Raw genomic sequence first — 1,751 nt, 5'->3', positions numbered from 1 at the left:
ACGTGCCCGGCGGCGCGCTGGCGCAATGGGTGCTGGTCGGTCGGCAAGCCCACTGGCTGCTGCTGCCGCGCGAACGCGCCGTGATGCAGCCCGGTGCCTGGCGCCCGCGGGTTTCGGCCACCCTGCACTGGGACACGCCCGCGCTCGCCGTGGCGCGCTTCGAGAGGGGCGATGCCGATGCCACGGCGCTGTGCAATGCGCTGCATGCCGCGGGCATGGCGGGTGCGATGGCGCGCGTGCTGGAACTCACCACGGCCTATGCGCAGGACCGCCGGCAGTTCGGCCGGCCGATCGCGCAGTTCCAGGCCATCCAGCAGGAGCTCGCGGTGCTGGCCGAGCAGGCGCATTCGGCCACGCTGGCCGCGCGCCTGGGCTGCTGCGCCGAGGGCTGGCAGCCCGATGCGTTGCGGGCCGCCATCGCCAAGCTGCGCGCCTGCGAGGCCGCGCGCGGTGTCGCGGCCATCGCCCATGCCGTGTTCGGTGCCATCGGCATCACCGAGGAGCATGTGCTGGGCCTCTACACGCGGCGCCTGCACGAATGGCGCCAGGCACCGGGCACCGAGACGCAATGCGCGCGCCTGCTCGGCGAAGCCGTGCTGGCACGGCCCGAGGGCCTGCTGGATGCCGTCCGGCTGCGGCTGGCGGCGGCGGTGCACGACTGAATCATCCAACGATCCGAAAGCGCGAATGACCGAACCGACTTCTCCCCCGACCCGCCAGGGTCCGCTCGCCGGCGTGAAGGTGATCGAACTCGCGGGCATCGGCCCGGGCCCGATGGGCGCGATGCTGCTGGCCGACATGGGCGCCGAGGTGCTGCGCATCGATCGGCAGACGCCGGCCGACCTCGGCGTGAAGCGGCCGCTGCAATACAACCTGCTGATGCGCAACCGCCGCTCGATCGCGCTCGACCTCAAGGACCCCGAGGCGGTGGCGCTGGTCCTCGAGCTGATCGAAGGCGCCGATGCGCTGATCGAGGGCTTCCGCCCCGGCGTCACCGAACGGCTGGGCCTCGGGCCCGAGGCCTGCCTGGCGCGCAACCCGCGCCTGGTCTACGGCCGCATCACGGGCTGGGGCCAGGACGGGCCGCTGGCGCAGGCCGCGGGCCACGACCTCAACTACATCGCGCTGACCGGCGTGCTGCATGCCATCGGCCGCCAGGACCAGCCGCCGTCGATCCCGCTGGCGGTGGTGGGCGACTTCGGCGGCGGCGCGCTCTATCTGGCGATGGGCGTGCTGGCCGGCATCATCGAGGCGCGGAGTTCTGGTCGCGGCCAGGTGGTCGATGCCGCGGTGGTCGACGGCGTGGCCCACATGGCCACGGCCTTCTTCGGCATGCGCGCGGCCGGCCAGTGGCGCGACGAACGCGGCAGCAACGTGCTCGATTCGGGCGCGCCCTTCTACGAGGTCTACGAATGCGCCGACGGCCTGTGGATCTCGATCGGCCCGATCGAGGCGCGCTTCCATGCCGAGCTGCTGCAGCGGCTGGGCATCGCGCCCGAGGCCGTCGGCACGCAACTCGATCCGCGCGACTGGCCGCGCGCGCGCGCCGTCTTCGCCGCGGCCTTTCGCACGCGCACGCGCCAGGCCTGGTGCGAGCTGCTCGAGGGCAGCGATGTCTGCTTCGCGCCGGTGCTGTCCTTCGGCGAGGCGCCCGCGCATCCGCACCTGCAGGCGCGCGGCAGCTTCGTCGAGATCGAGGGCGTGACGCAACCGGCACCGGCGCCGCGCTTCAGCCGCACGCCCTCGGGCCG

General features: G+C 73.4%; 2 protein-coding genes. Both read left to right on the top strand.

What is annotated here, in order from left to right; all coding sequences use genetic code 11:
- Positions 1–662 (top strand): acyl-CoA dehydrogenase family protein (locus AC27VN_RS40605; RefSeq protein ID WP_490880383.1); only part of this gene is annotated, 662 nt, incomplete at its 5' end.
- 25 nt (positions 663–687) lie between these two features.
- Positions 688–1,751, top strand: a 1,064-nt coding sequence (locus AC27VN_RS40600; protein WP_490880382.1) for a CaiB/BaiF CoA transferase family protein, incomplete at its 3' end; no start/stop codon positions are given.

The sequence above is a fragment of the Variovorax sp. 20P10.2.4 genome (genome assembly GCF_058244205.1).
Note: the sequence above shows the minus strand (reverse complement) of the source record. Positions and strands in the feature narration are given on the sequence as shown.